The following is a 24,463-nucleotide window of genomic DNA, read 5'->3' as shown; positions in this document are numbered from 1 at the left end:
AAAACTAAAGGTTTGTAGGTTGGGTGTAGCGACAGCGAAACCCAACATTATAGTCTGGTTAATGTTGGGTTACACTCCGTTCCACCCAACCTACATAATGTCCTTTTTGAAAAACTCCTCTTTTCAAGATGGACGAGGTTTAGTCCTCAAGAAAGGACTAAAGTCCTTACTACAAACCTTTAGAATTATTCTCATCTAATTTGATATTTTTTGTGCTTTCATTCACCAACAGAGGTAACAAAGCACTACCACCAATCACAAAACCATCCATAATACTAATGGGCGTAATCTTTAAAAGACTCCGCAGTGGTGGAACAGCGATCGCTAGAAGTTGGATCGCAAAAGAACCGATAATAGCAGCATTTAAATAAGGATTATTCGGCAGTTTTTCTTGATTAAATATGCTGTGATGTTCCGAACGACAACTAATTGTGTGTAATAGTTGTGCTGATGTCAGACTCATAAAAGCAATAGTACTTGCCTGGGGACTAATGCCATATTTGCTGATGCCGTAACCATAAGCTGCTAAAGTGCTGAGAGATATTGTTCCTGCTTCAAAAGCTATTCTGCCAAAGTCGGAATTCTTAACAATTGGTTCGTCTGGGTTGCGGGGAGGCTGACTCAAAACATCTGGTTCTGGTGCTTCTAAAGCTAGAGAAAGACCAGGGAAAATGTCTGTTACCAAATTCAACCACAACAATTGGATGGCGTTCAAGGGTTCGCCAATTCCAATAGCGGTGGCGGTTGTCATCACAACGATTTCGCTGATGTTGGTAGCAAGTAGGAAATGCACAGATTTTCTGATGTTGTTGTAGATTGTCCTACCCCGACTGACAGCAACGATCATGGTTTCTAGGCTGTCATCTTCTAAGATAATATCTGCAACTTCACGAGCTACATCTGTGCCACCTTTACCCATGGCGACACCAACTTGAGCAGCTTTTAGGGCTGGGGCGTCATTAATTCCATCCCCTGTCATGGCTACAACTTGTCCGGCGGCTTGCAATGCTTGGACAATTTGCAGTTTATTGCTGGGACTAATCCGGGCAAAAACATCGACTTTATTAGCGAGTGCGGTTATGGCTTCTGGGGTGAGATTGTTGAGGTCGGTGGAATCAAGAATTTCTAATTGCGGATCTCTGCTTAATTCTAATTCCTTAGCGATCGCATAGGCAGTGGGACTTTGATCACCAGTAATCATCACTGTATTAATGCCAGCATAGTGGAAGTCAGCCATTAACTGTTTGACACCGGTTCTAATGGGGTCTGCCATACCCACCAAACCCAGCCATGTCAAGTCTTGTTCGTAATTATTTCCATTGTGACTCGCCTCAACATGTGTATAAGAAATACCCAATACTCTCAGGGCTTTCCCTGCCATGCGATCATTTTCAATTTCGAGCGATCGCTTATCTTCTTCTGTTAACGGTAAGCGTTCCCCGTTTTTCAGCCAAAATTTACATATTTGTGCAACTTCTCCCGGACTACCTTTAACAGCAACCAACTTATGGTTATTCTCAGTCCTATGAACCGTACTCATAATATTTCGATTCTCTGAGCGCAGGTTAGTTTGCAGCAGTTGATATTTTTCTCTAAGTTGCTTAATCTCCACCCCAGCACTCATAGCCATGTAAATCAAAGCATTTTCTGTTGCTGAACCTTTGACACTATACTCACCATTTTGTTCTAGGTTCACTTCACTTTCATTGCACAAAACTGATACATGAATCAGTTTTAACAGTTCATCACAAGCGTAGGGATTAATATGCTCACCGTTGGCGATAAACTCTCCATCACATACAGTAATTTGTTGGCTGTCTGTGTGTACTTCCACAACAGACATGCGGTTTTCTGTAATCGTTCCGGTTTTATCCAGACAAATTGTTTGCACCGAACCCAAAGCTTCGACAGCGCTGAGACTGCGAACCAAGACATTCCGCTTACGCATATCTTGGATTCCTAAAGCTAAGGTTGTAGTGGCGATGGTGGGTAAACCTTCGGGAACAGCAGCAACCGCCAGAGATATAGATGATTGCAGCATTTGCAGTAAACCATATCCCCGTAACACCCCCATTCCAAAAACCAGACCGCAAATACCCATACCAATTGCTACTAATTGGCTACCCACTTGATCGAGTTGTCTGGTGAGAGGGGTTGCGGTTGTAGTCGCTTCGCCTACCAATTGTTGGATTTTGCCCATTTCTGTAAATTTAGCTGTTGCTACTACCACAGCTAAACCTTGTCCACCAGTGACGAGAGTTCCTTTATAAACCATGTTGGTGCGATCGCCCAAAGGAATATCCTCACCTTTTAGGGGTAGCTTTGATTTAGTTATAGGTATGCTCTCTCCAGTTAAAGCAGATTCATCAATACTCAGATTTTCTGCTTCCAATAGTCGTGCATCTGCGGCTACATAGCCACCAGTTTTCAGAACTAAAATATCTCCAACCACAATATTTTCTGTGGGAATTTCTAGTTGCTGACCATCTCGAATTACCCAAGTCGATGTTTCTTGATGACTACCGAGAGAGTGAATAATTCTTTCTGATTGGCTTTCTGTGGTGTAACCAATCACAGCATTTAAACCAACCACACCCAAAATTACCACAGCATCAATTAGTCCCCCCGTTAACACAGAAACACCAGCAGCCACACCCAACAAAGCAACTGGCAAAGATTTAAATTGGTCAACCAAAATACTTAAATCAGAACGGGTTTTTGCTGGTGCTAGAACATTTGACCCATATTTATTCAGATTCTCAATAGCAGATTCATGAGATAATCCTGATTGTTTGGAAGTATTAAATGCATCTACAACAGCATCTGTTTCCATCAAATGCCAGTTCTCGATTTTTTGTATTTGGGCTTTAGTAACTGGTTTGATTGTTGAAGTTGCTTCTTTTTTTGTGAGTGATTTTATCTGTTGTGGTTGATATTCTAAAATATATTTTTCAATTAATCTTGCTATCTTCTCCGCACTATATTCTGGCTCAAACAACACAAGAATATTACCAGTTAAAGTATTAGCACGGACGTCGTTAATTCCTGGTTGTTGTGGAAGCGATCGCTCAATATATTCTTTGAAGGATGGCGAATGATAAAGTTCTTTAATTTTATACCTAGCTCTGCCTTTGACCTGATGAATAATTTTAATCACAGAAACACCTGCTCCCGCAGCTTCACAAGTAAAGATAGAATATTCATAAACAAATCAAGGAAATTTTCACAAGATCCCAAATGTTTAAATCAGCCTTTATTTGGTAAATTAAATAGTGTCTTAACCTGCTTAGGTAATCTTTGTTAATTTGACAGATAATTTTGAAAAAGTTGGAGTATCCTAATTTTCAGCAATTATTTTAATTTTTACTGTTTGATTCACTAGTAACATTTAGCTTGACAAAAGAATCAAAAGCATACCAAGCCAAGGTATACCAGGGAATTTCATCGATTTGCAATCCCTTAACCACCAACTGTCGCGCCGCCATTGCACCAAATCCTAAAGGCACCAAAACGCGCAAATCAATCACACCATCGCTGAAATTTTCCACATCTACATTGAAGTCTGACATAATATTTATTAAGTCTTTGGCGACTTCAGATTTGCCGTCAATAGAATGGATTCGAGTATAACCAGATTCAAATTCTACCTGTTTATTATTGATGAGTTCGGTATTGACTTCTGCTGCTAAATTTTCAATGATCTCTTGAGTTTCCGCTAGTGCTTCTTTACACCTTTGCGAAAGAGCAATTCCACTTTTGATGGCTGTTTGAACTGTAGGCTGATGTACCGCTGCTGCTAAAGGAAGAATTATGGGTGCAAAAATTAACCCTGTGATACTCTCGACTAATTCAGGTACATTAATTTGTTCTTGCTCAAATGTAGATGTCATCTGAAAATTTCCTTCGCAAATAGGCAGATCATATCAAATATTAATTTAATTTAAGCCTCAATCCATCGGTCTGTAGGTTTAATTTCCATTTTGGGAAATAATGTTTTCATAATCTTTCGTTAATCTAAAATTTATCTGTGTGCATCAGTGGTGGATTTCTAAAACATAATTTTTTGTCATCACATAATGATACCAAGTCCAGATAATCAGTTTATATTCCCATTGCGATGCCCAATCACCAATTACCAATTACCCATTACCAACCTCAAAGCATAATATAAATATTCAAGCAAACATGATATGAAACAATATTTATTTGCTGCTGGTACTGCCATACTTTTATTACCTTTAATAATTTATGGCGGACTCCACTTTTTACGCCCACCGCAGACTGATCAAGAACAAGCATTGTTTCGTGGTATTTCCTATCAACGCCAAGTTCGTTCCCAACCACGCCCAATGATCATTCATATAGTCAGTATAGATTTAACTGCGCCAGGTGTGAAACCACTGGTGACACCAGGAATACTACCAGAACAAGGTGTGGAAACAAAAGCCCGTACCACCTCAGAATTTTTACGTGAGTTCAAGGTGCAAGTAGCAATTAATGCTAGTTACTTTCATCACTTTGTAGAAAACACTCCTTGGGATTACTATCCTCATAGTAGTGATCTCTCCTATCCACTCGGCGAAGTAATTTCTCATGGTTATCGATATTCCAAACCCGAACCAGGATGGCGAGTGTTGTGCTTTCTGAAAAACCGCGCCCTCATGCTAGATCGTGACGAATGTCCTAAAGGTACAATTCAAGGTGTTGCAGGAAGTCAAATATTAGTTGAAGGTGGAAAGCCAAAAGCCAAAAACCTAGAACAACAAAACGATAAACCATATCCCCATGTGGCTGTAGCAATTGATCAAGCAGGTAAAAAACTCTGGCTAATTGTTGTTGATGGTAAACAACCTGTTTATAGCGAAGGAGTAACGAAAAAAGAGTTAGCCAATATTGCGATCGCATTAGGTGCAGATACAGCGCTCAATTTCGATGGTGGTGGTTCTACTACATTGGTAGTAGCAAAAAACACCGAGGCAAAAGTGTTAAACGCTCCCATACATACCAAAATACCAATGCGGGAGCGCCCTGTAGCTAATCATTTGGGCTTTTATGCAGAATCTTTGTGATTTGTTGTTTATTGAGTGTTGTTTGCTTTCGTTTCAGGTGAGAACATCCAAGCTCAAAACCACAACTTTCTCGTTTGAGGTGAGAACATCCAAGTTCAAAACCACAACTTTCTCGTTTCAGGTGAGAACTTTCTTGTTTCAAACGAGAACCCCCACGAAATTATGCCCTAATACGGTTCAGTAACCCAACATTAACGAGACTATAATGTTGGGTTTCGCTGTCGCTACACCCAACCTACAAAACTACTACAAAACTACAGTTCTCAAATTTGTCTTATCCGAGCAGTATTGCATTGGAAATAACCAACAACTATTAATCATTACCCATTACCACAAAAGTATTAAATAGAGCGTTTAAGCAAACGTAAACGTTCGGAGTAACTTCGCATCACGAGTAATGCAAACATGGGGGTTTCTTGCACGGCGAACAGAAAACCGTTTCGGTCTAAAATCGCTAATTCGCAGTCGGTTTTAGCAACTGCTGTCGATGCTCTGGTTTGTTCTGGAACCACTAATGCTCCCATCCCAAATACATCTCCCCGATGAATAGTTTCGACTACTTTGCCATCGACGTATAAGTCTACCTCTCCATTCAAAATACCATACATACAATCCCCAATTTCACCATCTGTAAAGATGGTTTGACCACTGGAAAAAGTTTTGATTGTTGGCTGTTTTTGAAAGATTTTTACGGTTTCTGCTGGTTCAAGCATGATAATGCATTTTAACTACATCACATTTCAAAATACTGTAATACATAGTATTTTTGTTAAAGTTAAACTTTTAAACCAGCTTTCGACTGAACATACTCTTCTAATTCTATAGTTAGTGGTTGTGCTTGCCAAATATCCTGGCAATACTCTTGAATCGAGCGATCCGAGGAAAATTTGCCTATCCGCGCTACATTCAAAATTGACATCCGAGTCCAATTATCTTGATCGCGATAAGCTTGACTCACTTGCTGTTGACAATCAATGTAAGATTGGTAGTCAGCAAGTAGTAAAAATGGATCGTGGTGAAGCAAAGAATCGAGCAGAGGACGAAACAGATTTATATCTCCATGAGAGAAGACTCCGGAAGCAATTAAGTCTATTACTTCTTTGAGTTGGGGGTTGGAATTATAATAATTCCAAGGATTGTAGCCTTGAGATTTGAGTGCTTGGACTTCTTCAGTTCGCAGTCCAAATAAGAAGAAATTTTCTTCTCCTACTTCTTGACGAATTTCAACATTGGCACCATCAAGAGTACCAATAGTTAACGCCCCATTCATCGAAAACTTCATATTCCCAGTACCAGAAGCTTCTAATCCAGCAGTGGAAATTTGCTCTGACAAATCAGCAGCCGGGTATACTTTTTGACCCAAAGTTACATTATAGTCTGGTAAAAAGACAACTTTGATGCGATCGCGTACATGGGGATCAGCATTAACAACCTCTGCTACGGAGTTGATCAATTTAATGATCAGCTTGGCCATATAGTAACCGGGTGCAGCTTTACCACCAAAAATGAATGTACGCGGGGTAATCTCAACATCAGGATTATGCTTGATGTGATTATACAAGCTAATAATGTGCAGTACATTCAGATGTTGACGTTTATACTCGTGAATGCGCTTAACCTGAATATCAAACAGGGATTCTGGATTAACAACAATACCAGTTTTCTTTTGAATATATTTTGCTAAATTGTGCTTAGTTTCTAACTTAACTTGTCGCCATTGTTGACGGAAATTACTATCTTCAACAAAGCTTTCTAATTGTCTGAGGTCTTCAAGATGCTTAATCCAGTTGTCACCGATTTTACTAGAAATTAAACTAGTCAAACCGGGATTGCTTAATACTATCCAACGTCGTGGTGTAACTCCGTTAGTTTTATTGCTGAATTTCTCTGGCCACAATTGATAAAAATCTCGCAGAACTGTTTGTTTTAACAATTCAGTGTGTAACTCCGCTACACCATTAATCGCATGACTACCAACACATGCGAGATTAGCCATACGCACATATCTATCACCTGTTTCATCAATCAGCGATAGTCTGGCAATTTTACCCTGGTCGTAAGGATCTAGTAACCGCACCTGATCAAGGAAACGGCGATTGATTTCGTAGATAATCTCCAAATGGCGAGGTAGCAATTTACCAAATAAGCTAATAGACCACTTTTCTAAAGCTTCTGGTAGTAGAGTGTGATTAGTATAACCGAAGGTTTTTTGGGTAATATCCCAAGCTTGTTCCCAACCAAATTGATGTTCATCCAACAACAACCGCATCAGTTCCGCTACACCAATCGCAGGGTGAGTATCATTGAGTTGGACAGCAAAATATTCGTGAAAGCTTTCCATACTCTTACCAGCACGATTTAGATGAATGCGAATCATATTCTGGAGAGAACAGGAAACAAAGAAATATTGCTGTTCTAAACGTAGTTGTTTACCTTGAATTTGTTCATCATTGGGATAGAGAACTTTGGAAATGTTTTCGGAAACAACCTTTTTATTAACTGCACCGTAGTAGTCGCCGATATTGAATGACTGAAAATCAAATGATTCCGGGGCTTCTGCTTTCCACAGCCGTAGGATATTAGTAGTATTGACTTTATAGCCTAGTATGGGTGTGTCGTAAGCAATACCTTTGACTACTTGGTCAGGAATCCAGCGTACTCGGTAATTTCCTTGATTATCAGTGTAAGATTCTGTCCGACCACCCAATTTCACTTCATAGGCTACTTCTGGACGCGGAATTTCCCAAGGATTACCCCACTGTAACCATTTGTCAGTGATTTCGACTTGCCAACCATCACGGATCTCTTGGTCAAAAATACCAAATTCGTAACGAATACCATAGCCAATTGCTGGAATTTCCAAGGAAGCGAGAGAATCCATGTAGCAAGCAGCAAGACGACCTAAACCACCATTACCCAAACCCGGCTCTTCTTCCTCCTCAATTAATTCTTCTAAATTCAATCCTGATTCTACAACTGCTTTGCGTACTTGTTCGTAAATATCCAAGTTAATTAAGTTATTTGCTAGGTGCGGCCCCATGAGAAATTCGGCTGAGAGATAGCAAACAACTTTGACATCTTTTTCAATATATGATTTTGTTGTGCTGATCCAGCGTTTGAGTAAGCGATCGCGCACTGTGTAAGCCAGCGCCATGTAAAAATCATTTTCTGTGGCAATCTCAGGATACTTACCCTGAATATAGAAGAGATTATCCGCCATCGCTCGCCGCAAGGTTTCAATGCTTAAACCTGTGCGATCGTCTTCTATTTGTAAAGCTGCTCTTTTGTTGGGATCAATTGCAGTCATAAGAAAATTGGGGATCGGGGATTGGGGATCGGGGAAGGCGGGGCCCCCTCTGGGGATAAAGGGGCAACGGGGATTGGGGATTCACTATAAATTAAAGCTACGTTCCTATTGTTAACGGATGGTAATGTTTGATGGAAAGATTGGTTAAACCGCTCCAGACACAACAGAATGCAGAGTAAGACTCCAAAGGGTTTGATGATTTTTATTAAAATTCTAAAATGTACAAATTAGATGTGTTTTAGCTTACATTAACAATGTAAGCCGATACATTAACAATGTAGGGCGATGCATTAGCAATGCAGAGCGATGCATTAGCAATGTAAGCCAATCTGACTTTTCACAGAATCGAGAAAATCATAATCAATCGAGAAAATAGAATAAAGAATCTATAAAATTTCTCGGCATAAAATACAGGGAATGTTCCAGAGGTTTTTTTATGAACAAGAAGGTAACGGTTGTATTTGATGGAAATGTTTTGCGTCCAGATGTATCCTTGGATTTGACACCGAACACACGTTATGTAATTACAATTCAAGAATTGAAGGAACCATCACCGTCTGGGGATGCTTGGGATGTGTTGGAGGCGATGACGGGAACTGTGGAAGCACCATCCGATTGGTCTAGCGAACACGATCATTATTTGTACGGTACACCGAAGAAGGAAACTACAGGCAATTCATGAGTGATGAGCGTTTTTTTCTGGATACGGTATTTATCCAAGCTTTGTTGAATAAACGTGACCAGTATCATCATCAGGCTAAAGCATTTCTGCCAAGAGTACGAGCAGCAATGGCTGTTTGGGTAACGGAAGCGGTATTGGTGGAAGTTGGTAATGCTTTGAGTGCTGTTAATCGCCCAAGCGCAGTGCAATTTATCCAGCAGTGTTACAATACAGCTAATTTACAGGTGGTAACGGTAGATACACCATTGTTTGCCCGTGCATTACAGCTTTATAGCGAACGTCCTGATAAAACTTGGGGTTTTACAGATTGCATTTCTTTTGTAGTGATGTGGGAACAAGGTTTGACTGATGCTGTAACTGCTGATATACATTTTGTGCAAGCAGGTTTTCGGGCGTTGTTGCGCGAGTGATGAAAGAGCGTTAATTACACAGATTTTTCCCCGTTCTCTATTCCCTGTTCCTCATTTGAAACGCAATATTAACAACAAGCATTATTCCCAGGAAGATAGCCAAAATCAAAAATGTCCTGTGCATGGCAAAAATCAGTGCTGGAAGTGGCACAGATCCAAGAGGTGTTGTATGAGGTAAATTGACAACACTTAAAATAAATGTGACAAATAAAGTTGCTGCTAACGAAGTTCCGAGAGTTTGACCAACTAAAGATGATTCGTTTAGTAACCCCGAAACAACACCAATTTTATTTTGGGGAGCAATACTCATGGTTGCGACATTATTGGGCGATCGCCACATCGCTAAACCTCCACCCATGACCATATCTCTAAGTACGTAACCCAAGGGTGTTAACTGGTTACTAAAAGTACTAGCCAGCATACATCCAGATGCTAACAACATCAAACCAATGGGAATCAAGCGATGACTACCAAACCGATCAGCGAAACGTCTTGATATCGGTGCAATTATGGCGTTACTGATTGGTAAGGTAATCATTAACATTCCAACTTGCTCAGTTGGATACTGCACAACTAATTCTAAGAAAAAAGGGTAGATTAATAACCGAGATGCCATGACTATGTAAACTACTACCATAGTCAAGAGATTAATACTGAGGGTGCGGTTGTGAAATAAAGACAAGTCAATTATTGGTTGTCTGGTTCGAGACTCAACCAAAACCAAAACAATTAAACCGATGATGGCAATAATTAGTAAAATCAGAGCGATCGCACTGTGAAAGCCTTGTTTTTGTGCTTCGCTGATCGCCAACGCCAAGTTAAGCATCACCAGCGCTAGTAAAATTACTCCCAGTCCATCAAAGCTTTCTTGGTGACTACGGGGATTTGGGGAAGACGGAACACACCAAACGAATAACAAAATTGCAATCATTCCTATGGGAAGATTAATTAGGAAGATCGCCTGCCAATCCCCAAGTGTAACCAGTAAACCACCAAGCGCCGGACCCAACACAGAACCGACAGAAAGCGTCACCGCAGCAAGACTTAAGGCTAATCCATATTGCGAGGTATGAGCAAACAACTCAGTAATAATTGTCATTCCCAATCCCACAATTAGCACAGCACCGCATCCTTGCAAGACTCGAAAGCCAATCAACCAGCCAATTCCAGGTGCTAATCCACACAGTAATGAGCTGATGGTAAACAAAGTTAATCCAGCTTGGAATAATTTCTGTCTGCCGAGTATATTACCCAAACGAGCAACGCTGAAAATCAGAGCCGTAAAAACAATTAGATAGCTGATAATCACCCATTGAGCAATAGCTAAGTGAGTATCAAAAGCCTTTGTAATTGTAGGTAGAGCAATGTTGACTGTGGCGCTATCAAGTGTAAACATTGTTAAGCCCAATCCTACACTTAATAAAGCCAACCAGATTTGAAATGGCGATCGCTCAGAATCAGAAATATTTTCGGGTACTGGTTCGCTATTCAATGGAATCACCACCAACAAGCTTGAAAGTTCTCCTCTTTCCATTGTCTCTCGGATGATCGTGGATGCTAAATTTAGAGTTTTCCCTATCCCCTATCCCCTATCCCCTCTTTAATTTTTCATTGCTAGAGTCAAACCATCAGCGATCGCTACCATGCTGAGTGTAATTCTTTGATCTTGATGCAGTTTTTGATTAAAAGCCCGAATTTTGTTAGTTCTGTTGTCCTGTTGTTGAGGATCTGCGACTCTACCTGACCATAAGACATTATCGATCGCAATCAGTCCGCCCCGACGCACAAGTTGCAAAGCTAGTTCGTAGTAGTTGTCATAGTTGCTTTTATCGGCGTCAATAAAAGCAAAGTCAAATGTTTCGGTTTCTTTGGCTGCGATTAATTTTTCTAAAGTTTCCAAAGCTGGAGCAATATGCAAACTAATTTTATCTGCGACACCTGCTTTTTGCCAGTAACGGCGAGCGATCGCTGTGTATTCTTCATCAACATCGCAGGCTACTACTTTACCATCTGCTGGTAAAGCCAAAGCTACTACCAAAGAACTATACCCAGTAAATACACCGATATCTAAAGTTTTTTTGGCTCCCATTAACTTGACTAACAAGGCTAAAAACTGTCCTTGATCCGGTGCAATCTGCATAATAGCCATGGGTTGCTGCGCCGTCTCTTGACGCAATTGAGTTAAAACTTCTGGCTCTCGTAAAGATACTGAAAGCAAGTAGTCATAAAGAGATTTATCTAATCCAAGAGTTTTATTGTGATTACTCATGAGGTGCGATCGCTCTTTAGTGTATTCTTTTCTGTTTCTATCGCAAAACTGCATAAGTCTATTTTTTTTTGCCCATAAAAAATACAGAAGGAAAAGTTCTTAAACTTAAACTTCTGTGAAAATCTAATACTACATTCTCTGAATCAAAGCTACAGGTTGTTTGTAGTTGGTGTTCTTTACACCACTACAAACATTTTTAAGTATTAATACAGAATAAAAACTAGCAAAATTTGTAAAATTTTAAACTAATTTTATCATCTTAAAGACATAAGTTTACCATTTTAGCTGCCAAATAAATTATCAATGTGAGTGTAATATTTACACGCATAAAAATGGTTAAAAAAATTTTATTGCCTTTATTAACCACTTTGACACTCATAAGTGTATCCACAGTTGCGAAGGCTGATTATTTAGTAAGCAACGGTTCGGGTGGTGAGTATAGTTACGAACTTTGGCAGAATACTGATAATACAGGGTACTATCTGAAAATCTGGAAACGTGAATTTTACGGTAAAGAAGAAGCTTATACAACTAGCAGCAGCTTTGAGTCTAGTCAGGAAGCATTAGAGCATTTTGACTGCTATTATGCTGACAAATCTTTACCTGCGTGTCCGAAATAAAAACACAAAAGCCCGGTTTTTTAAAGAAACTGGGCTTGTTACAGGGCGGCAAACCTTTATTTATGTAAAATAAAAAGCATGAAAACCCATCTTCCCTAGTCCCCAATCCACTATGAAAGCTGAAGCCGAAAATCCGAACAGACTGACGTGTGAAGTAGAAACAACACTGAATGTAATCGGTGGACGTTGGAAAGTATTAATTATTAGAGAATTAATGGCAGGGATCAAGCGGTTTGGTGAATTGCAAAGAGCTTTACCAGGAATTACACAAAAAATGCTGACGCAGCAACTGCGAGAAATGGAAGAAGATGGGATTATTCATCGTCAAGTTTATGCACAAATTCCGCCAAAAGTAGAATATTCACTAACACCTCTAGGGGAAAGTCTCAAACCAATTCTCTATGCAATGCATGATTGGGCAGTTCAATATTACGACAAAATCAATAGATAATTGTTCTTTGTAGTTGATTGTTTCCTTTTTTCGCTATGCTAAAAAATTAGAAAAGTAAATCTTTGCCCGATTGAACGATGGTTGCTTTACCTGATCGGATTTTAATGAGCGCAGAGGAATATCTGATTTGGGAACCCACCCAAGAGCAACGCTACGAATATTGGGATGGCGAAGTTATAGCAATGAGTGGTGAGACACGCAACCATAATCGGGTTTCTGGAAATTTCTTCAAACTCCTAGATGATGCCCTAGCAAATCACTTTTGTGAAGTATACATTGTTGATGTGAAGGTGCAGGTAGAACCGGGGCTGAAGTATTTTTATCCTGATGTGGTAGTGACTTGCGACGAGCGCGATCGCGATCCACTATTGATACAATTTCCCTGCTTAATTATCGAAGTGCTATCACCTTCAACAGAAGCAGCTGATCGAGGGAAAAAGTTTGCTGCATATCGTCAATCTCCAACCTTGCAAGAATATGTCTTAGTACAAATAGCGCAACCAGGTGTGGAAGTCTTTCGACGCAATGAACAGGGACAATGGGTATTGTGGGAATATAATTTGGGCGACAAATTGCGACTTGAATCGGTGAATATAGAAATAGCGATCGCTGATTTGTACCGACAAGTTCAATTTGAAGCCGAAACAACCGAAAATAAATAGGCGATATAATCACTAACTCTACTCGTTAGCTTGTAAATAATCGATTGCTGCTTCTAATTTTGATGAATATCTTTCCGCGAATCTTTCAAACCACAATCCCTCCGGCGAGAAAGGATCTAACTTAGCCAACCAATCTTTAGCTTGTTGTTTTAAAGCCTCCCTTTGCTTGGCTTTAATTTGTTCTTGCTTAATTTTTTCTTTTTCTAATTCTTCCTGGATTCTTAATTTTTCTGCTTGGTCTTGTTCTTCAAAATCAGTCTTTACTTCTTCTAAAAGTATATCTATTAAAGATGCTGACTTTGAAGATGATTGATGAATATTCGGTGTTGCTGTATTTGGTTGTTGTTTGGGCTGTTCATTGCTTTGTTGCTGATATTCAGCTTGCAGTTCAGCTAACAGCTTATCAATAGAGTCCATGATATTTAACTCCTGATTTACTGCATATCAAAATATTCACTCTTCTATTTATCTGCTGTAAAAAAATAGTGTAGGGATTCACTTTTAGAGGTTTATTTTGTGATTTTTAAAGATTGATAGTTAAGTACCATTACAAAATTAATTACACATTATTCAAGCTATTCCCTATTCCCTATTCCCTAACCTTCACGAATAAATGTAATTTTGCCTAACTACTTAATCATTAATCGCATTCAGGAGGACTTCAGATAAACTCATGTCTTCCATGTCATCCATTGTAATGGTGTCGCAAATATCAAACTTCGCACCAGCAGTTTGCAATTCGTCATCTAATACTTTCAGAAAACGGGTTGCATGAACATCTTTGCCAACTTGAATAAAAGAAATAGCTAATTCTTCATCTCTGTCCATACGCCGAGAAGCTTCAATAATTACTTTCATGACAGCTTTGCGATCGTCTGGTTCACCATCTGTGACAACTAAAATTGTTTCACCATTTGGTTTAGTTTGACCTGCTGATTTACGTTCAAAATAATTATCAATGGCGTGTTTTAACACTGCTGCTAAATCAGTAGTTCCTGCTGGATCATTCTCTTGGAATATTTGTGATACTTTACTTGATGTCACATTTTCATAGCGTTTGAATCTACCAGAAAATAAATAAATAGTAATGCCATCTGGGTCAAATTGTTCACACTTACTTGCTAAAGCAAAAGTAGATTCTTGTGCAGCTAGCCATCGACTTCTACCACCTTTTTGATCAGGCGTAGCCATACTGCCACTTTTATCAATAATTAGAGTATAGTCACGATTTTCGAGCATTTTTTGATTCTCCAATTAGCGATTGATTGTTGATAGTTGATTATTGATTTTTGTTTGTTAACTCTTGACAAATGACCAATGACCAATGACCAATTAATCAGTTACTGCATTCATTAAAACATCTGCAAGGCTCATATCTTCCATGTCATCAAGGGTCATTGTGTCGCAGATATCAAATTTTGCACCGACACTTTGCATTTGATCATCTAAAGCTTTCAAAAATTTAGTTGCTTGCGCGTCATTACCTACTTGAATGATGGAAATTCCTAGTTCTTCATCGCGTTCCATCTGGCGAGTTGCACTAATGATGACTTCAAATACAGCTTTGCGATCATCTGGTTCACCATCGGTGATGACTAAAATTGTCTCACCATTGGCTTTGGTTTTTCCTGCTGCTTTGCGCTGAAAGTAATGATTGGTTGCGTCTTGAAGTACACCTGCTAAATTTGTTGTACCAGATGGATCATTTTCCAAAAATATCTGCGCTACCTTGGCGGAGGTAACATCGTCGTAGCGTTTAAATCTCCCAGAAAATAGGTAAACCGTAATCCCATCTGGGTCAAATTGTTCACATTTACGTGCTAAAGCGAGGGTAGATTCTTGAGCAATTTCCCATCGACTTCTACCACCGACTTGATCGGGAGTTGACATGCTACCGCTTTTATCGATGATTAAGGTGTAGTCGCGATCGCTCATCATAATTCCTTTACTGATTACTCGACGTCTCTAGTCTAGTCTAGGCTTCTCCAGTATTGACTAGCTATTCAAGCTTCTTTACGAGTTTTGCTACTCATCTACAACCTTAACTCATCTGTAAAAGAAGACACGAAGACAATCAGACACACCAGACACTTCCAACACAAGTAACTCATTTTGTCAATGCGTAAGTCTTAGGTGGGTTATTATCAAGCGATCTTTTAAACTAATTGAGAACGCCACAAGCTAACATTTGGAAAACCAAATTTTCACCTTACAATCCATGAGACCTTATCATCATATTCCCATTCACGAGTGTGGCGAACCACTAGTAGCTATTCCCCTGGAAATGTTTGCGGTGGAATCTCCCCATCCTTATGAGAAATTAGGCGCACCTTATGGGGAACATTCGCCTTATTTTCTTCGCCAAACCGTTGTTGATAGTTTAATCGCAGCCCAAAATCATTTACAATTGCTGCGTCCTGACTGGCGGATTCAAATTTTTGATGCTTATCGTCCTGTAGCTGTGCAACAGTTTATGGTAGATTACAGTTTTGCCGAAGCGGTAAAGACTAGAGGACTTGTTGAGGTAAATTTATCAGCAACTCAGCGTCAAGAAATTTGGCAAGAAGTTTACAAAATCTGGGCTGAACCTAGTTTAGATGAAAACACACCACCACCTCATAGTACTGGTGCTGCTGTGGATGTAACTTTGGTGGATGAGAATGGGGAAATTGTAGATATGGGTTCGCCTATTGATGAAATGTCAGAGCGATCGCTTCCTGATTATTATACTAATAGTGAACAACCACAAGCACAACAATATCACGCTCATCGTTTACTACTACGAGATGTGATGGAAAAAGCCGATTTTAAACGCAATCCCCGCGAATGGTGGCATTTTTCTATCGGTGATCAGATGTGGGCTTGGTTACATAATCAAGCCGATCCAAGTAAAAATTTTATAGCACGCTACGCTAGATTAATCTAAGTAATTTATTCTTGATTGTTGGTTGTTTTGCAGCACCAACAACCAACAAAACTTACGCATCTTCAGGATTTAGCTGGATTAATTCTTCAGTTGTATAAGTTCCAATTGGACTCCAAACCAAATAAGGAACAAGCAATAAGCTAGCAAGTCGAGAAATAGGTAAAACAGATAACGCTAGCACTATACCCAAAACAAGACCAACTGAACCAATAATTTCTCCGATTCTGAGACTGCGAAACCTCAACATTAAAGGTATGTATGTGACAGTAATAATTTCCAGCAATAGATAAAAACTCATTAATAACCAGGTTATTAAACTACCTGGATTTTTTTGCCAAACAATACTAGCAGAAGCAGCACCGCTAATAAAAATCGCAGTCCAAATTACAGGTATAAATGGTTCAAAAACTAGCCAACGTGGACGACTTAATTGTGTAAACCATTTCACATCACGTGGTGTGATAAAAAAACTACCAACTGCAACTAAAAAAGTTACAGCCCCAATGACCATCCAAGATTGAATCATTTTCTATTCTTTGGTGTGTATGAGTTTTACACAGCAATTTTGACAATTTAGGATATGACTTTAATCAGTCATTAGTTGGATTGTTAATTATGAATAGTTGATTGTTGTTAGTTCCAAACAACAAATAACCCTTATACATCTTGAGGATTAAGGCGTTCCATTGCTTTAGTTGTGTATGTACCAATTGGACTCCATAATAAATAAGGTACAAGTAATAATGTTGCCCAAATAGAAATGGGAAAAACTGCGAGCGCTAATATCACCCCAATCACAAAACCTGTTCCACCAATAATCGTACCTACTCTCAAATGACGAGTCCTAAACATTACAGGAGTGTAGGCGATAGTAACTATTTCTAAAAGTAAATATAGTCCCATTAATAACCAGGTTGTGTTTGTTCCTGGGTTCTTTTCCCAAACAATATAAGCAGACCAAGCACCACAAATAAATATTACAGTCCAAATCACAGGAATTGCTGCTTCAAATGTTAGCCATCTCGGTCTTTGTAGGCGTTTAAACCATTTGCGATCGCCAGGAGTGATAAAGTTTGCACCTAAAGCAACTAAGAAAGCAACCCCACCAATTACCATCCAAGATTTAATCATGCATTATTGCCTCACCCTTTGCGATCTAGTCAGATTTTGTCAATTTCCACGTTTAATAATCATCCATCCCTGGTTTGAACAATTCAAATTTTAAATATTGACACGTTATCCTAACTTCTATCCCAAGTTAGCTTTTCATCTCTCCAAAAATTCTTCTAAACTAGGCACATCAACCCAGTTTGATTTCATATTTGATTCATGTGATAAATCCATCAATAACTGAGAATAAACTCCTTCTCGCAAAGATGGAATAATTTCTTCTCCTTGATCAATTCCCTGTACCCATTGATTTACAATTCTGAGAAATGCAGAAATGCGACCATCGGCGTAATTTTTTGGAAAAATCAAACGATTAGGAACTTCTATCTCTGTTAATTGTTTACCAGGCTGAGATGCCCAAACACGAAAACCGTGAATATAATCTTTTTGATTCTCGCTACCTAAAACTAAAGTACCGCGATCGCCATACACTTCCAACCAATGTGTACGAGATGCATGTACCACCGCACTGATGGAAACTTGACAAGGTGTTCCATCTGCTAATTCCAGCATCAACATGCAGGTGTCATCGGTAGTCACTGGTTTGAATTCACCTGTGTTAGCGTCTTGTCGTTGGGGTATAGCTGTACTGAAATGAGCGCTTAATCTGCGTACAGGTCCAAACAGCCAGTTAATATAATCAAAAGTGTGGGAACCCAAAGAACCTAATGCACCACCACCTTTCTCTTTTTGCGAATACCAGTTCCAAGGACGCCCAGCATCAGCACGAGAAGAACCCAACCAATCAATTCTAATTAAACGTTTATTACCAACATAGTTTTCTGATAAAAGTTCAGCAAATAATTGCCATCCAGGTACAAAGCGGAATTCAAAATCTACAGTAGCAATCACACCTTTTGATTTTGCCAAAAAATAAAGTTCTTTAGCTTCGTCTACATTTAAAGTTACAGGTTTTTCTAGTAATACATGTTTTCCAGCTTGTAAAACTTCCTTAGCCATTTCGTAGTGGAGAAACGGCGGTGTCGCGATGCTGACTGCTTTGATTTCGCTGAGAGAAACAATATCTGTAATCGTATTGCAGGCGTAAGGAATGTTTTGTGATTGGGCTATAGCTTGGGCTTTTGCTAAATCCCGGTGATAAACAGCAACCACTTGGGTACGGGGATGAGCTTTAAATGCGGGTATGTGGACTTTTTGACCGAACCCTGTACCGACAACTGCAACACCGATGGGTTGCTGGTTAGCTGAACTGTAATGGGATGTGGATGACATAAGTTTATTAAGCTTTCGCTGACTGTAAATAAAAAATGTAGAGATATAAAAAATTTTACATCTCTACATAACATAGATAAAAAAAGCGTCAGTGATGTGAAAACTTAATTGTTTACAGGTTGGCAAAAATATCAAAGACACCGTGTCCTGTGAATACTTCAAATGCAATCAGAGACACAAAGCCAATCATTGCTAGACGACCGTTGAGCGCTTCAGCGTAAGGAGTGAACCCAGTGCGATCGCCTTGTTCATCTACGTAAACCTTTGGCTCGATCGCAAAGTTGTTCATTTTTCCTTGATCATCAACGATTGCACCGTTTGTACGCATGAGTATTTCCTAAATGAATAAAGGGGATAATTGCATTTATGTTAAAAATGGTAACAATAAAGTTAAAAAATGTAAAGAAAATAAGTTCGCTAAGAAATGCGATCACATGTGTTACTCAACTTTTCTAAAGCACTTGCAATAGTAGTGCCAGTTGTGGTGATATGGTAAGCTGGTCTGTCTTTTTAACTTTGAGCTAGGCAAGCATGATAGGAACGGGTAAAGCAACCCAATTTGAGTACAAAGCGCTGTACAAGCCTAACCAGCTGATCTATGGCTTGGGACAGACAGCAATAATTACAGGATGGACGGTAAAGCAGGCGATCGCTAAACACCTCCAGCCACAAGAGTATGCCGTAATTGGACAGCTATACTCACCCACCAGAGGGATAAACTTACTTATTCGCAATTTACTTTTTAACCCCCACGTCCGCTTTTTAGTTGTTCTTAACGCTACGAGAGAAGATAAAAACGCGGGTGCAGGAATTTGCTTGCTGGACTTTTTCCGTCATGGCTTTGAGGAAGGCTTCACTGACTCTGGACAGCGTTGCTGGGTAATTCGTTCATCCGTAACAGGATATATAGATATTGAAATAGCAGCTAGTGCTTTAGAAAAGCTGCGGGATTCTTTTGAGTTTCAAGAAGCAAAATCAATCGCAGAAGCTTGTACTATAGCGAAATATTTTGCAGATAGAGAAATAGTTGAACCGTGGGGGTCAGCTTTAGAATATCCCATGTCAACTAATGAACCAACAGTTTTACCAGGGCCTCGCTACGGACACAGAATTGAAGGTAAGACAATAGCAGAAACTTGGGTAAAAATCATTCATCGTATTAAGACAACAGGAACAATTCGCCCTACTGGTTATGACGGACAATGGCAAGAATTAATTGATTTGATGGCTATTGTGACGGATGAACCACCTGATTTCTATTTTCCAGAACCAAATTATCTGCCAGTTGATCGTAGTTTTCTTGAAGAATACATTCCCCAAATTTTAGATGATGCGCCTTATCAAGAAGGTGTCAAATATACATATGGTCAACGTTTACGTTCGTGGTTTGGACGCGATCAAGTTGAGCAAGTAATTCATAAACTCATAGGAGAAATAGACGCAGCGAGTGCAGTGATGAATTTATGGGATGTGAAAGATCACGACAAAGGCGGAAGTCCTTGTTTAAATCATATTTGGCTGCGGGTTGTGAACAATGAAATATCACTAACTGCTACACTTAGAAGTAATGATATGTTTGCTGCATGGCCCGCAAATGCGATGGGTTTAAGAGCTTTACAGCAATACATTAGAAATGAAATTGCCAAGCGCTCCGAATACGATTTGAAGATGGGAGCACTGATAACTATTAGTCAGTCAGCCCATATATATGACGATACCTGGGAAAATGCAGATAGGCTAATTGCTAACCAGTACGCTTTAATCTACAATCAGCGCGACTATTATGACCCTTCTGGTAATTTTCTGATTGAGGTAGATGGCAAAGAAATTGTTGTTACTCAAACAACTCCTGGTAGCGGTGACGTGATTAAGTATTATCGAGGAAAAAATCCACTTTTACTCCTCAGAGAGATTTGTGCTGCTTCTCCAGCAGTTCATCCTGAACACGCAGGATACTTAGGCATCGAATTGCAAAAGGCGAGTGACTGTATTAAAAGTGGTATACAGTATATGCAGGATAGGTGAAAGAAGTGTTTGGAAAAAATTAGCAATCAATTATCTTCTGAAGGAAATATCTGCAAAAGCTTCAATCGCTTGATTGGAGTTTTTTAATCCTAGTAATTTTTTTGTAAACTTTTGTCCGAATTATTTTATTTTAATAAATAAAAATTTTTACTAACTTAATTATGCATAATATTTCACAATTTTATCAACCTTTTCAAAGACCAACATGGAACGAATATTTTCTTATGTTGGCTAAACTAGCAGCAACTCGCTCAACTTGTCTTGCTTTCCCAGTGGGTGCTGTGATTGTTAAAAATAAGCAGGTTTTGGCAACAGGTTATAATGGCTCACCATCGGGTTCGGCTCATTGTACAGTTCAAGGTTATTGCTATCCTGATTTGAGCAGCTGTGATAGTAGTAAAACATTACCATCAAGAGCTGTACATGCGGAAGCAAATGCGATCGCTCAAGCTGCAAAGCATGGTATTTCTACTCAGGGTGCAAGCATTTATGTTACCTTAGAACCTTGCCTATCCTGCTTGAAGTTAATTATCTCCGCAGGAATCAATGAAGTCTACTATGAAACCTCGTTTAATGTTGGAGAAAAAGCTTTAGTGAGAGACTTATTTGTCAATGAAGGTTTAGTTACTCTTCAACAAATTCAATTGTCTGAGGCAACAGCACAAAAAGCTGCTCAATTTCTGTTGAATCCTACGTCTTTTATGGGAAATAAACTAGTTACACCTTCAGAAATCAACAATAATGATGGAGTTTGACAGTGTTTAGCGATGAAGATATAAAAACAGCAATGGAAAAATGGAGTTCTAACCCACTGGAAGAGGGTCTATTTATAGAGCCTTTCGATAAAAAATATTTAACACCTGTTGGTTATGATTTAAGAGTAGGTAAAGAAGTATTTTCATGGAATAAAAAACGTGTAATTGAAATAGAAAAAGATGGGTCAATCCAGATTGAACCAAACGACACAATAGTAATAAAAACTTTGGAAGATATTAGCTTATCTAAGAAAGTTTCAGCCACTATACATGCAATGGTATCAAAAATTATTACGAAGGGTTTTTCAGATATTTCTACGACAGTAGACCCAGGTTGGTCAGGAAAATTACTAATTTCAATTCATAATCATCGTGATAGTTATACAGAACTGAGATTTGCTGAACCTTTCTGTACTATTTGTTTTTATAGTGTAGGCATTGCAGCCAAAACAAATCTCGGTAGACCTATCGACAGAGATGATCTTTGGGATCAACTATTAGAAAAAGCCCAAATAGAAAAAACCAGAATAGAAGCAGAAGAAAAAAGAAAAAAACAAGCTATAGAAAAATCAAATTCAGATCGCAATATATTATTGATATTTTTAGTTCTTGCCACTTTAAGTATTGGTATTACTAGCTCTGTAATTAATGCTACTGTAGGTTCTTCCGTAGCTGCTTTTCTAGCGGTTATAGCTCCCATCGTGTATGATAAATTTTTGAAACCCCAATCTAAGTTATGAATACAACCACACACAAAAGCAAAGTGTACATATCTGGGGCTTTGACTGGAATTAATGACCCAGCAGAAATCAAAATTTTCTATGAAGATATTGGATCACTTTGCGAAGCAATGGGTTTTCAAACTTATATTCCCCATCTACACACTGATCCCATCAGTCACCCTAATATAGATCCTCGCCAAGTTTTTGAGACTGACAAACAGCAAGTCAGTACGTCAGATTTAGTCATAGCTTATCTTGGGTTCCCTGCGTTCGGTGTAGGTATGGAACTGGCTTACGCAGATACAAAAGGCATTCCGATTATTCTCCTATACGAAAAAGGCAAACGTGTATCTAGATTCCCACGTGGTATACCCACTGTATTTTCTGAAATTGATTTTAACGACTATAAAGAAGCTTTGACTAAACTTGAGAGTGTTTTGGAAGAGTGGAGACGACAGCACATAACACAAATTTCGTCAGCACCATCGTACTCCAGTTAATCTCAATGAATCGCAATTCACCTTATAAATCTTTCAATTACACTATGCTTGTGCAGTTAAGGCTGATGACTGCGACGGATTTCTGTAATTTGATCTGCCACCTCTAGAATCGACTTGGGCATATCTGGCCCTGTGAGAATGATATCGACATGAGCCGGACGTTTTGCCAAAAAGGCTAAAACCTCTGTTTCGGGGATCAAATTAAAGTTAATTGCTAAACTTAACTCATCCAGGACAACGAGAGAATACTTAGCCTCACATACGACCTTTTGTGTATGTTGCCACAACTTTTGTAAGGCTTGTGTTTCGCTTTCGTCGAGGTGTGGTGTATCGATACAACGAGGCAAATCGCAGCGAATCCAATCTAAATTTTGTCCCAAGCGGATCGGGCGTTCATGCCCTTGATTAATGCCTCCTTTGAGAAATTGCACTACTAAAACTGGCGTACCTTGACCAGCGATTCTCAGTGCCTGAGCCATAACATTAGTAAAAAAGCTACGATGTGTACTCGTGAAAACTTGTACGAGTCCTTCTATTGAGTATGGTAGATCAAGTGTCAAATTTCCGTTTAGGTTTTCTAGCTGGGCAACCATAGTTGAGTATTAAAAAAAATACAATACAATAAAGAGTTTTCGCTGAGGTTTATTCTAGTAAGTCTGCTTGTATAATCAAACTATTTTGAGGATGTGTAGTGTATTTGGCAAGTTGCATTCTTAGTCAAACACTACCTCTGTACTCAAGTCAAGGTTTATGAAGATTTAAATTATGATTTTGCGTATGAAGTGGTTGGTAAAAATTAAAACACTGATTTTGAAATTAAAATCAAAGAAAAAAATAGGCAAAATCTCTGAGAATATCCCGATAAACCTCTGAATTCTTCGGATATTAATTTTTTTTAACCCAGCAAAACAGACTGAGACAATTGTGAAATTGACAGGATTAGGAATTTATGGTTGTAAAATTAGTTATTCTAGGAGGTTCAGGAGCCGGAAAAAGTACACAGGCGCAAAAGCTGTGTAGTCAACTTGAAATTCCTTTGATTTCCACAGGTGAACTATTACGTCAAGCAATTGCTAACTTTAGCAACTTGGGTCGCCTGGCACAACCATACATAGCAACAGGGGAACTAGTACCGGATGAGGTGATTATTGAATTCATCTTGAATCAACTCAAGCAGCCTGATGCTAACCGTGGTTGGGTGTTAGAAGGTTATCCTCGGACAGCCTTTCAAGCAGAAGAACTAGATTTTTTATTGAATGAGTTAGGGCAACAATTAACCTGGGCAATTTATCTACAAGTACCACAAGCAGTTATGGTTAGTCGTGCTTTAGGCCGTTCTCTTCCAGATGATCAACCAGAAATTGTCCAACGTCGTGTTGAGTTATTCTACGATCGCACCATTCCCATCTTAGAATATTACGACCGTCGCCGCCGCCTCTTAACCATTAACGGCGACCAATCCCCAGAGATGGTACTACACACTATCATGAACCTGCTTTCTGTTTGTTGACATTGGGGATCGGGAATCGGGGATTGGGAATTGGGGATTGGGGGAATTGCGAATTGGGGATTCTCCTTACGGAGACGCTACGCCAATGGGAAGAAACTTGTTGAATAATTCCACCTTGTCCTCCTTGTCTCCCAATTCTCCCTTGTCTCCCG

Annotated in this window: 27 protein-coding genes; 13 read left to right on the top strand and 14 right to left on the bottom strand. The window is 39.2% G+C overall.

Annotated elements, in window-relative coordinates; translation table 11 throughout:
- Positions 1-199, top strand: a 199-nt coding sequence (locus ACE1AT_RS05920) for a hypothetical protein (RefSeq protein ID WP_374866357.1), incomplete at its 5' end; no start/stop codon positions are given.
- Here ACE1AT_RS05920 and ACE1AT_RS05915 read toward each other — a convergent pair.
- Together ACE1AT_RS05915 and ACE1AT_RS05910 are read right to left on the bottom strand one after the other, a co-directional pair.
- Positions 170-3,157: an HAD-IC family P-type ATPase gene (locus ACE1AT_RS05915; RefSeq protein ID WP_374866356.1), complete on the bottom strand. Its 2,988-nt coding sequence runs from the start codon at positions 3,155-3,157 to the stop codon at positions 170-172. The two genes, ACE1AT_RS05920 and ACE1AT_RS05915, sit on opposite strands and share 30 nt — an antisense overlap.
- Positions 3,158-3,356: 199 nt before the next feature.
- Positions 3,357-3,890 carry a DUF5132 domain-containing protein gene (locus ACE1AT_RS05910; RefSeq protein ID WP_374866355.1) on the bottom strand — a complete coding sequence of 178 codons (534 nt, stop codon included), beginning with the start codon at positions 3,888-3,890 and terminating at the stop codon, positions 3,357-3,359.
- 300 nt (positions 3,891-4,190) lie between these two features.
- Here ACE1AT_RS05910 and ACE1AT_RS05905 point away from each other — a divergent pair, with 300 nt between their 5' ends.
- Positions 4,191-5,069 carry a phosphodiester glycosidase family protein gene (locus ACE1AT_RS05905; RefSeq protein ID WP_374866354.1) on the top strand — a complete coding sequence of 293 codons (879 nt, stop codon included), beginning with the start codon at positions 4,191-4,193 and terminating at the stop codon, positions 5,067-5,069.
- A 341-nt stretch (positions 5,070-5,410) separates the two neighbouring features.
- Here the strand turns inward: ACE1AT_RS05905 and ACE1AT_RS05900 are convergent, their stop codons facing one another.
- On the bottom strand, positions 5,411-5,782 hold the full coding sequence (locus ACE1AT_RS05900; RefSeq protein ID WP_374866353.1) for a cyclic nucleotide-binding domain-containing protein: 372 nt from the start codon (positions 5,780-5,782) through the stop codon (positions 5,411-5,413).
- Positions 5,783-5,844: 62 nt separating this feature from the next.
- Entirely contained in the window at positions 5,845-8,376 is a 2,532-nt protein-coding gene (locus ACE1AT_RS05895; protein WP_374866352.1) for a glycogen/starch/alpha-glucan phosphorylase, read from the bottom strand.
- A gap of 436 nt (positions 8,377-8,812) precedes the next feature.
- Here ACE1AT_RS05895 and ACE1AT_RS05890 point away from each other — a divergent pair, with 436 nt between their 5' ends.
- Both ACE1AT_RS05890 and ACE1AT_RS05885 read left to right on the top strand, forming a co-directional pair.
- Positions 8,813-9,058: an antitoxin family protein gene (locus ACE1AT_RS05890; RefSeq protein ID WP_017313828.1), complete on the top strand. Its 246-nt coding sequence runs from the start codon at positions 8,813-8,815 to the stop codon at positions 9,056-9,058.
- Positions 9,055-9,468, top strand: coding sequence for a type II toxin-antitoxin system VapC family toxin (locus ACE1AT_RS05885; RefSeq protein ID WP_374866351.1), 414 nt, complete (start codon positions 9,055-9,057; stop codon positions 9,466-9,468). The genes ACE1AT_RS05890 and ACE1AT_RS05885 overlap by 4 nt, the downstream gene beginning before the upstream one ends.
- Before the next feature lie 37 nt (positions 9,469-9,505).
- Here ACE1AT_RS05885 and ACE1AT_RS05880 read toward each other — a convergent pair whose 3' ends face one another.
- Both ACE1AT_RS05880 and ACE1AT_RS05875 read right to left on the bottom strand, forming a co-directional pair.
- On the bottom strand, positions 9,506-11,002 hold the full coding sequence (locus ACE1AT_RS05880; protein WP_374866350.1) for a DHA2 family efflux MFS transporter permease subunit: 1,497 nt from the start codon (positions 11,000-11,002) through the stop codon (positions 9,506-9,508).
- Positions 11,003-11,068: 66 nt separating this feature from the next.
- Positions 11,069-11,737: a class I SAM-dependent methyltransferase gene (locus ACE1AT_RS05875; RefSeq protein ID WP_374866359.1), complete on the bottom strand. Its 669-nt coding sequence runs from the start codon at positions 11,735-11,737 to the stop codon at positions 11,069-11,071.
- 332 nt (positions 11,738-12,069) lie between these two features.
- Here ACE1AT_RS05875 and ACE1AT_RS05870 point away from each other — a divergent pair, with 332 nt between their 5' ends.
- The 3 genes from ACE1AT_RS05870 (at position 12,070) to ACE1AT_RS05860 (ending at position 13,470) form a co-directional block, all read left to right on the top strand.
- Entirely contained in the window at positions 12,070-12,357 is a 288-nt protein-coding gene (locus tag ACE1AT_RS05870) for a hypothetical protein (protein ID WP_374866349.1), read from the top strand.
- Between the two features lie 112 nt (positions 12,358-12,469).
- Positions 12,470-12,808 carry a winged helix-turn-helix transcriptional regulator gene (locus ACE1AT_RS05865; protein WP_374866348.1) on the top strand — a complete coding sequence of 113 codons (339 nt, stop codon included), beginning with the start codon at positions 12,470-12,472 and terminating at the stop codon, positions 12,806-12,808.
- 77 nt (positions 12,809-12,885) lie between these two features.
- Positions 12,886-13,470 carry a Uma2 family endonuclease gene (locus ACE1AT_RS05860; RefSeq protein WP_374866347.1) on the top strand — a complete coding sequence of 195 codons (585 nt, stop codon included), beginning with the start codon at positions 12,886-12,888 and terminating at the stop codon, positions 13,468-13,470.
- 18 nt (positions 13,471-13,488) lie between these two features.
- Here ACE1AT_RS05860 and ACE1AT_RS05855 read toward each other — a convergent pair whose 3' ends face one another.
- The 3 genes from ACE1AT_RS05855 to ACE1AT_RS05845 form a co-directional block, all read right to left on the bottom strand.
- Positions 13,489-13,887, bottom strand: coding sequence for a salt stress protein, Slr1339 family (locus ACE1AT_RS05855; protein ID WP_374866346.1), 399 nt, complete (start codon positions 13,885-13,887; stop codon positions 13,489-13,491).
- A gap of 216 nt (positions 13,888-14,103) precedes the next feature.
- The gene (locus tag ACE1AT_RS05850; protein ID WP_374866345.1) at positions 14,104-14,709 is read right to left on the bottom strand and encodes a VWA domain-containing protein; all 606 of its coding nucleotides are present in this window, start codon (positions 14,707-14,709) and stop codon (positions 14,104-14,106) included.
- Positions 14,710-14,802: 93 nt separating this feature from the next.
- Positions 14,803-15,408 (bottom strand): VWA domain-containing protein, encoded by a 606-nt coding sequence (locus ACE1AT_RS05845; RefSeq protein WP_374866344.1) that lies wholly within the window; start codon positions 15,406-15,408, stop codon positions 14,803-14,805.
- 280 nt (positions 15,409-15,688) lie between these two features.
- Here ACE1AT_RS05845 and ACE1AT_RS05840 point away from each other — a divergent pair, with 280 nt between their 5' ends.
- Positions 15,689-16,396, top strand: coding sequence for a M15 family metallopeptidase (locus tag ACE1AT_RS05840; protein WP_374866343.1), 708 nt, complete (start codon positions 15,689-15,691; stop codon positions 16,394-16,396).
- 52 nt (positions 16,397-16,448) lie between these two features.
- Here the strand turns inward: ACE1AT_RS05840 and ACE1AT_RS05835 are convergent, their stop codons facing one another.
- The 4 genes from ACE1AT_RS05835 to ACE1AT_RS05820 form a co-directional block, all read right to left on the bottom strand.
- The gene (locus tag ACE1AT_RS05835) at positions 16,449-16,922 is read right to left on the bottom strand and encodes a TspO/MBR family protein (protein WP_374866342.1); all 474 of its coding nucleotides are present in this window, start codon (positions 16,920-16,922) and stop codon (positions 16,449-16,451) included.
- A gap of 131 nt (positions 16,923-17,053) precedes the next feature.
- Positions 17,054-17,527 (bottom strand): TspO/MBR family protein, encoded by a 474-nt coding sequence (locus tag ACE1AT_RS05830; RefSeq protein ID WP_374866341.1) that lies wholly within the window; start codon positions 17,525-17,527, stop codon positions 17,054-17,056.
- A gap of 135 nt (positions 17,528-17,662) precedes the next feature.
- Positions 17,663-18,799 (bottom strand): Gfo/Idh/MocA family protein, encoded by a 1,137-nt coding sequence (locus tag ACE1AT_RS05825; RefSeq protein ID WP_374866340.1) that lies wholly within the window; start codon positions 18,797-18,799, stop codon positions 17,663-17,665.
- 112 nt (positions 18,800-18,911) lie between these two features.
- The gene (locus ACE1AT_RS05820; RefSeq protein ID WP_374866339.1) at positions 18,912-19,127 is read right to left on the bottom strand and encodes a high light inducible protein; all 216 of its coding nucleotides are present in this window, start codon (positions 19,125-19,127) and stop codon (positions 18,912-18,914) included.
- 203 nt (positions 19,128-19,330) lie between these two features.
- Here ACE1AT_RS05820 and ACE1AT_RS05815 point away from each other — a divergent pair, with 203 nt between their 5' ends.
- The 4 genes from ACE1AT_RS05815 to ACE1AT_RS05800 all read left to right on the top strand — a co-directional run bounded on the left by ACE1AT_RS05815 (position 19,331) and on the right by ACE1AT_RS05800 (position 22,801).
- The gene (locus tag ACE1AT_RS05815) at positions 19,331-20,824 is read left to right on the top strand and encodes a thymidylate synthase (protein WP_374866338.1); all 1,494 of its coding nucleotides are present in this window, start codon (positions 19,331-19,333) and stop codon (positions 20,822-20,824) included.
- Between the two features lie 161 nt (positions 20,825-20,985).
- Entirely contained in the window at positions 20,986-21,579 is a 594-nt protein-coding gene (locus tag ACE1AT_RS05810; protein WP_374866337.1) for a cytidine/deoxycytidylate deaminase family protein, read from the top strand.
- A 2-nt stretch (positions 21,580-21,581) separates the two neighbouring features.
- On the top strand, positions 21,582-22,319 hold the full coding sequence (locus tag ACE1AT_RS05805) for a deoxycytidine deaminase (protein ID WP_374866336.1): 738 nt from the start codon (positions 21,582-21,584) through the stop codon (positions 22,317-22,319).
- Positions 22,316-22,801: a nucleoside 2-deoxyribosyltransferase gene (locus ACE1AT_RS05800; protein ID WP_374866335.1), complete on the top strand. Its 486-nt coding sequence runs from the start codon at positions 22,316-22,318 to the stop codon at positions 22,799-22,801. The genes ACE1AT_RS05805 and ACE1AT_RS05800 overlap by 4 nt, the downstream gene beginning before the upstream one ends.
- A gap of 56 nt (positions 22,802-22,857) precedes the next feature.
- Here ACE1AT_RS05800 and ACE1AT_RS05795 read toward each other — a convergent pair whose 3' ends face one another.
- Complete coding sequence (locus tag ACE1AT_RS05795; RefSeq protein WP_374866334.1) at positions 22,858-23,394, bottom strand: P-loop NTPase family protein; 537 nt, start codon at positions 23,392-23,394, stop codon at positions 22,858-22,860.
- Positions 23,395-23,750: 356 nt separating this feature from the next.
- On the opposite strand from ACE1AT_RS05795, the gene ACE1AT_RS05790 reads away from it, so the two are divergent.
- Positions 23,751-24,311 (top strand): adenylate kinase family protein, encoded by a 561-nt coding sequence (locus ACE1AT_RS05790; RefSeq protein WP_374866333.1) that lies wholly within the window; start codon positions 23,751-23,753, stop codon positions 24,309-24,311.
- Positions 24,312-24,463: the final 152 nt, after the last annotated feature.

The sequence above is a fragment of the Pelatocladus sp. BLCC-F211 genome, assembly GCF_041928655.1.
Classification (GTDB): Bacteria; Cyanobacteriota; Cyanobacteriia; order Cyanobacteriales; family Nostocaceae; genus Pelatocladus.
The sequence above is the reverse complement of the archived record's forward strand: the minus strand, read 5'-3'. Positions and strand labels throughout refer to the sequence as shown.